Annotated in this window: 5 protein-coding genes; 1 reads left to right on the forward strand and 4 read right to left on the reverse strand. The window is 76.7% G+C overall.

All coding sequences use genetic code 11. The features are described 5' to 3' along the window. The first annotated feature begins 503 nt into the window (after window positions 1-503). Window positions 504-1,034 (forward strand): M23 family metallopeptidase, encoded by a 531-nt coding sequence (locus tag CTKZ_RS16345; RefSeq protein ID WP_200829782.1) that lies wholly within the window; start codon window positions 504-506, stop codon window positions 1,032-1,034. A 250-nt stretch (window positions 1,035-1,284) separates the two neighbouring features. On the opposite strand, the gene whiG is transcribed toward CTKZ_RS16345, so the two are convergent. The 4 genes from whiG to CTKZ_RS16365 form a co-directional block, all read right to left on the reverse strand. Continuing rightward, on the reverse strand, window positions 1,285-2,184 hold the full coding sequence (gene whiG / locus CTKZ_RS16350; RefSeq protein ID WP_124343940.1) for an RNA polymerase sigma factor WhiG: 900 nt from the start codon (window positions 2,182-2,184) through the stop codon (window positions 1,285-1,287). Window positions 2,185-3,031: 847 nt separating this feature from the next. Beyond that, window positions 3,032-3,958: a DNA-processing protein DprA gene (gene dprA, locus CTKZ_RS16355; protein WP_235843521.1), complete on the reverse strand. Its 927-nt coding sequence runs from the start codon at window positions 3,956-3,958 to the stop codon at window positions 3,032-3,034. Window positions 3,959-4,290: 332 nt separating this feature from the next. Further along, a complete protein-coding gene (locus tag CTKZ_RS16360) occupies window positions 4,291-5,814 on the reverse strand; it encodes a YifB family Mg chelatase-like AAA ATPase (RefSeq protein WP_124343942.1) in 1,524 nt (507 codons plus the stop codon). Beyond that, the gene (locus tag CTKZ_RS16365) at window positions 5,815-6,171 is read right to left on the reverse strand and encodes a YraN family protein (protein ID WP_124343943.1); all 357 of its coding nucleotides are present in this window, start codon (window positions 6,169-6,171) and stop codon (window positions 5,815-5,817) included. Window positions 6,172-6,437: the final 266 nt, after the last annotated feature.

Here is a 6,437-nt window from a genome sequence, read left to right on the forward strand (position 1 = left end):
GGCGCATGGTCACGACGGCCATGGGACGTCCTTCCGGCGCGCACCGGCCGGTGCGCGCGACTGGGCGGGGCCGCCTCGGCGGACCCGCGTCTCGGTTGTCGGCTCCGACACCAGGTCGGGGCCCCTGGCACCACGTCAGGGGCTGCGCCGCGGACCCCCGACGAGCGGGCCGTCCTGCGGACCGGTGCAGCGCCCGACCCCGGTCGAGGTCCGCGAGGCGGACGACGAGGCGGGTCGGTGGTGCGCGATGTCGACCGGCACGGACCGGTCGCAGGGGAAGTCTAGCCGACGTCGGGCCGTGCCCCGTCCGGCGCCCCCGCGACCCGTCCCCAGCCCGGAGCCGACCGCGCCTGTCCACCGTCGCGGCCTGATCCCGGCGCGACGGTCACGGTCCGCGCCACGCTCGGCACGTGTCCAGCTTCTCGCTCCCCCGTCGACGCGTCCCTCGTCCGCCGACCCACGGCGGCACGTCGTCCCGCCGTCGGGCGCGGCTTCCCGCCCGCGTGGTCTCGACCCTGGTCACGCTCGGCACCGTCACCACGCTCGTGTCCGCATCGGCGCTCCCCGCGCCGGTGTCCGCATCGACGGCGGGCACCGGCGCGCCGGACGTCCGACGACCGGTGGCCCGCTACGTCTGGCCGCTCGAGCCGCCCGTCGCCGTCGCGGCCCCGTTCGAGGCCCCGCCCGCCCCCTGGGCGGCCGGGCACCGCGGCGTCGACCTGCGCGCGGCGCCCGGCACGGTCGTGCGGGCACCGGCGCCGGGCGTCGTGACGTTCGTCGGCGTCGTCGCGGGCCGCGGCGTCGTGACGCTGACGCACGACGACGGGCTGCGCTCCTCCGTGGAACCGGTCGCCCCGGTGGTGGCGACGGGGGGTCGCGTCGCAGCCGGCGACCCCGTCGGCACGGTGAGCCCGGACGGCGGCCACTGCGCGGCGGACGCGTGCCTGCACTGGGGTGTGCGACGGGGCGACGTCTACCTCGACCCGGTCGCCCTCGTCGACGGCGGGCCGATCGTGCTCCTGCCCACGCGGTGACCCGCCCGCGGCCCGTCCGCCGGTCCCCGGCACCCGCGTGGCACGTCCGCTCGCCGGAAGCAGAGCGGGCACGTCCGATCGACGACGCCCGCATCCGCAGGGCGCTCCCGCCTGTCCCGTCGATGCCGACGTGAGCGGCGAGCGTCCGTCGGGTCCGGTCGACGCCGACACGCGCAGGGCGCGTCCGCTCGACGAGGCGGACGCGCCCTGGGACGAGGCGATCTCGGCCTCGCCGGGTGGTGCGGGGTCGTCAGGCCTGCTCGGCCTCGACGAGGCGGGTGCGCAGCCGCAGCATGGCCGCGGTGTGCATCTGCGAGATGCGCGACTCGGTCACGCCCAGGACTCGGCCGATCTCGGCGAGCGTCATGCCCTCGTAGTAGTAGAGGACGACGACCATGCGCTCACGGTCGGTCAGCTGCTCGATCGCGCGGGCCAGGAGGTACTTCGTCTCCGCCGCGTCGAGCGAGCCGGCCGGGTCCTCGGTGCGCTCGTCGCCGAGGGTGTCGACGAGGCTGACGCCCGCCTGACGGTCCTCGCCGCCGCCGAGCAGCTCGTCGAGCGCCGCGATGTTCACGGTCGACAGCTGGGAGAACGTCTGGCGCAGCTCCGACACCGCGATCTCGAGGTGCGCCGCGACCTCCGACTCCGTGGGCGCCCGGTGCAGCTTCGCCTCGAGCTCGGCGTACGCACGGTCGACGGAACGGGCCTTCGTCCGCACCGAGCGCGGGACCCAGTCCATCGCCCGGAGCTCGTCGATGATCGCGCCGCGGATGCGGGAGGACGCGTACGACTCGAACTTCACGGCACGACCGGTCTCGTACTTCTCGATCGCGTCGATGAGCCCGAACATCCCGTACGACACGAGGTCGGCCTGCTCGACCGTGCTCGGCAGGCGCATGCCGACGCGGCCCGCGACAGCGGACACGAGCGGGGCGTAGTGCAGGATCAGCTGCTCGCGCGCCGCGCGGCTGCCGGTCGACTTGTAGTCGTCCCACGCCTCGGCGATGAGCGGCTCGACGACCGGGGCCGACGCGACGTCGACGTCCTCGACGGGTGCCGGCGCCGCGGTGCGGGGGCTCGGGATCACGCCGACCGGCGCGGTGCCGACGAACCGCAGACGGGACGGCGCTGCGTCCAGTGCACTCGTCATCGAGGTACTCCGTTCGTGCGTGCGCGGCCGGGCGCGCATGAGGGGGCCGAGCACTCCGGCTGGACCATGGAGGGGGTGGTCGCGCGCTGCGTGGCCGCCGTGCGCACGGCGCCGACGACGCCCCCGTTCCCGACGGCCACGTCCGGACGGACACGACCCGAGAAAGGACCGGAGACATTCATCGGAAATGCCGAGAACGAGGCGTCGGCGCGGGGGCCGCGGTGCCCCCGGGGAGCCGTCGTCTCGTTCATGGCCCCTACGGTGACGGGAAACACACGCGCCGAACAAGCCGCAACTTCACTCCTCCGGCGCAGTCGCGGGCGATTGTGGACGCATTGTCTGAATCGATGTCCGATTCGACCGTCCCCCGTGACGAAATTCACCCGGCGGGTCCTGTGCAGTTCCGGCGCGGTGGGAACTCCTGCGGCTCGTCGCTCGTCTAGTTGCCTCGCGCACCTGTCACTCGCTGCGGCTGCGCACGTGTCACCGCGCTCCGGTCGCACGTGTCACCGCGGACCGGACGCGCAGGGGTGATCCGCGCCCGCGCGCACGGGCGTCCCGCCGTCCCGTACGCGCCGCCGGCTCCCCCACGCCACGTGCGTCCCGCCGTCCCGAACGCGTGGCCCGCTCCCCCACGCCACGTGCGTCGAGCAGTGCCCGTACGTGTTGCCCGCCCCCACGCCACGGGCGTCCAGCCGTCCCGCACGTGTCGACCGGTACGCCCCGCAACGCGCGTCCCTGCGTCCCCCACGGGGTGACGCCGTCCTCCGCACCGCGTCCGTGAGTCGTCGCGCAACCGCCGGATGCTCGCTACGCCGGTGGCCCAGCTCCTCCGCAGCGCGGCGTGTCAGGGCCGTGCGCGGCGCCATCCCGCGCCCTCGCGGCGGACGAGACCGTCGAGCTCGAGCAGCCCCAGCGCGGCGTGCGCCTCCGCGAGGCTGACCCCTGCGGCGACGGCGAGCGCGCCGGGCTCGAGCGCGCGGCGCGACGGTGCGGCCTCCAGAACACGGCGGACGTGCTCGGGCAGGCCGTCTCCGGGACGGGTCGGGACGTCGGACGGGTCGGCTGCCGGGCCGTCCAGGCCGGCGAGCTCGAGCACCTCCGCGGTGTCCGTCACGCAGACCGCGACTCCGGACCGCAGCAGCCGGTGACACCCGGCCGACGCGACGGACGTCACGGGTCCAGGCACCGCACCGACGGGCCGGAGCAGGGTCGACGCGTGGTACGCCGTGCTGATCGCACCGGACCGCCACGCTGCCTCGACGACGACTGTCGCGGTCGCGAGGCCCGCGATGAGCCGGTTGCGCTGCAGGAAGCGGACGCGTGTCGGGACCGAGCCGACCGGGACCTCGGAGACGACCGTCCCACCGTCGGCGACGACCGCTTCGAGCAGCCGCGCGTTGCCCCGTGGGTAGGCCCGGTCGACGCCACCGGCGAGCACGACGACCGTGCGGCCGGACCCGGCGAGCGCCCCCCGGTGCGCGGCGGCGTCGATTCCGAAGGCACCCCCGGACACGACCGTGACGGCACGCGCGGCGAGGCCGGCCGCGAGGTCGTGCGCGACGCGCTCCCCGTAGGTGGTCGCCGCACGTGCACCCACCACCGCGACGCCGCGCGCGCCGGTCCGCGCGAGGTCCGCTGCGCCACGCACCCAGAGCCCGAACGGAGCCGCAGGCCCGAGCGCGTCGAGGGCCTCCGGCCACCCGTCGTCCCCCGGCACGAGGAACCCGCCACCCAGTCCGTCGAGCGCGCCGAGCAGCGCACCGCCGTCCACCGTCGACGCTCGCGGTGCCCATCGAGCGAGCGCTCGGGCAAGACGGGCGCGACCCGGGCCCTCCTCCCGCTGGCCGACGGGCCGACCGTCGTGGTCACCGCCCTCCCGGTCCTCGGCTCGCCCACGCGGCGCTGTCGCGTCCCGTCCGTCGCCTGCGTCCAGCACCAGCCCCGCTGCGCCTGCACCGTCCGGGCTCGCGCGCAGGGCGAGTCTCACACGGTCCCAGGCCTCGGCCGCGCCGAACGTCGACACGAGCGCGCCGGCGACCGCATCGCCGGGCTCCACGAGCGCGCTCCACGTCGCCCGAGCCCGGCGCTCCCGCTCCGAGACGCTCATGCGCCGTGCCCCCGCGTCCGCAGCAGCAGCGCGCGGCCGACGTCGGCCCGGCTCGGCGAGGCCCGACCGTCCAGGTCGGCGAGCGTCCAGGCGACCCGGACCACGCGGTCGACGCCTCGAAGGCTCAGCGTGCCGCGCTCGAGGGCACGGTCGAGGTCGGAGACGACCGCACGGTCGGAGCCGAGGCGTTCGCGCAGCCAGGAGCCCGGCACGTCGGCGTTCGTCCGCCACGGGGTGCCGGCCAGACGCTCCGCCTGCGCCGCCCGCGCATCGGTCACGCGTCGGGCGACGACCGCGGTCGCGTCGCCGGCGGCTCCGCCGGGCCGGGTCGGGGGCAGCTCGACCTGGAGGTCGACGCGGTCGAGCAACGGCCCGGAGAGCCGGGCGAAGTACCGGCGCCGCTGCTCGCTGCGGCACGTGCAGTCGAGGCCCTTGCCGACCGCGCGACCGCAGGGGCAGGGGTTGGCGGCGAGCACGAGCTGGAAGCGTGCCGGGTAGCGCGCGGCGCCGGCGGCCCGGTGCAGGACGAGCTCGCCGTGCTCGAGGGGCTGCCGCAAGGTCTGCAGCACCGCCGTCGTGAACTCGGGCGCCTCGTCGAGGAAGAGCACGCCGCGATGGGCGCGCGACGCCGCGCCGGGTCGCGGGACGCCGGAGCCGCCGCCGACCACGCTCGCCGGCGTCGCCGTGTGGTGCGGGTCCTCGAACGGCGGGCGGGTCAGCAGCCCCGCGCCGGGATCGAACGTGCCCGCGATCGAGTGCACCGACGTCACCTCGACCGCGGCGCGCTCGTCGAGGTCGGGCAGCAGGCCCGGGAGGCGCGACGCGAGCATCGTCTTGCCCGTCCCGGGCGGGCCGACCATCAGGAGGTGGTGCCCGCCGGCCGCGGCGACCTCCAGCGCGTGCCGCGCGTCCTCCTGCCCCAGGACGTCCGCGAGGTCGAGGTCACGAGCGGTGCGCGCGGTCCCGGACACGAGCCCGTCGACGGGTGGCAGGTCGGGGACCGGGACGTCTGCGCCGTACCCGGCGGCGACCTCGGCGAGCGTGGTCGCCCCGACGACCCGCGCACCGGGCACGAGCCGCGCCTCGGCGACGTTGCCGGCCGGGACGACGACCCGCGCGTGACCGGCGGCGACCGCCGCCGCCACGGCCGGCAGGACGCCACGCACGGGGCGCAGGCGGCCGTCGAGCCCCAGCTCGCCGACGTGGACGAGACCGTGCACGCGGTCGGCGTCGACGAGCCCGGCACCGGCGAGCGTGGCGACCGCGATCGCGAGGTCGAACGCGGACCCGGACTTCGGCAGGGTCGCCGGCGAGAGGTTCACGGTGATCCGGCGGTTCGGCCACGCGAGCCCGCTGGACGTCACCGCAGCCCGGACCCGGTCGCGCGCCTCCGCGAGCGACGCGTCGGGGAGACCGACGAGGGTGAACGCCGGGAGCGACGGCGCGAGGTGCGCCTCGACGTCCACGACGTGGGCGGCCAGGCCGACGAGGGCGACGGCCAGGGTGCGGCCGAGGGTCACTCAGACCACCCCCACGAGGTGCTCGACCTGCGCGGCCCCGCGGGCGGGGACGAGCACGCACACGACGTCGACGCGGACGGAGGCCGGGCGGACGTCGTGCGCGGCGAGCCAGCGCGCGGCGAGCCGCCGGATCCGGGCGAGCTTGCGCGCGGTCACCGCCTCGGCGGGCGACCCGTACGTCGTCGACCGTCGGGTCTTGACCTCGACCACCACGAGCTCCGTGCCGTCGAGCGCCACGAGGTCGAGCTCGCCGTCGGAGCACCGCCAGTTGCGCTCAAGCACCTGCCAGCCGCGCTCGCGCACGTGCGCCGCCGCCACGTCCTCGCCGTACCGTCCCACCGCGTCCTTCGCACGCACCGGACCACCTCCGGAGGCAGCCTCGCGGCGGCCGAAGGGGGTGCACGCAGCCGTCCGGCCGACCCGTGGACGCGCGCCGCACCTGGCGGGCTGTGGACGGTTCGCGCTCGCGTCGACGACGCGCAGTCGTCCTGGGCGGTACTGGGGGCTCGACGCGCGCGGGGCGGACGCGTCGTGCGTCAGCGCGGCGCGGGGCGGACGCGTCGCGCGTCAGCGCGGCGGCGGAGGCGTCGCGCGTCAGCGCGGCGGCGGAGGCGTCGCGCGTC

This window comes from Cellulomonas algicola (genome assembly GCF_003851725.1).
In the GTDB taxonomy this organism is placed as follows: domain Bacteria; phylum Actinomycetota; class Actinomycetes; order Actinomycetales; family Cellulomonadaceae; genus Cellulomonas; species Cellulomonas algicola.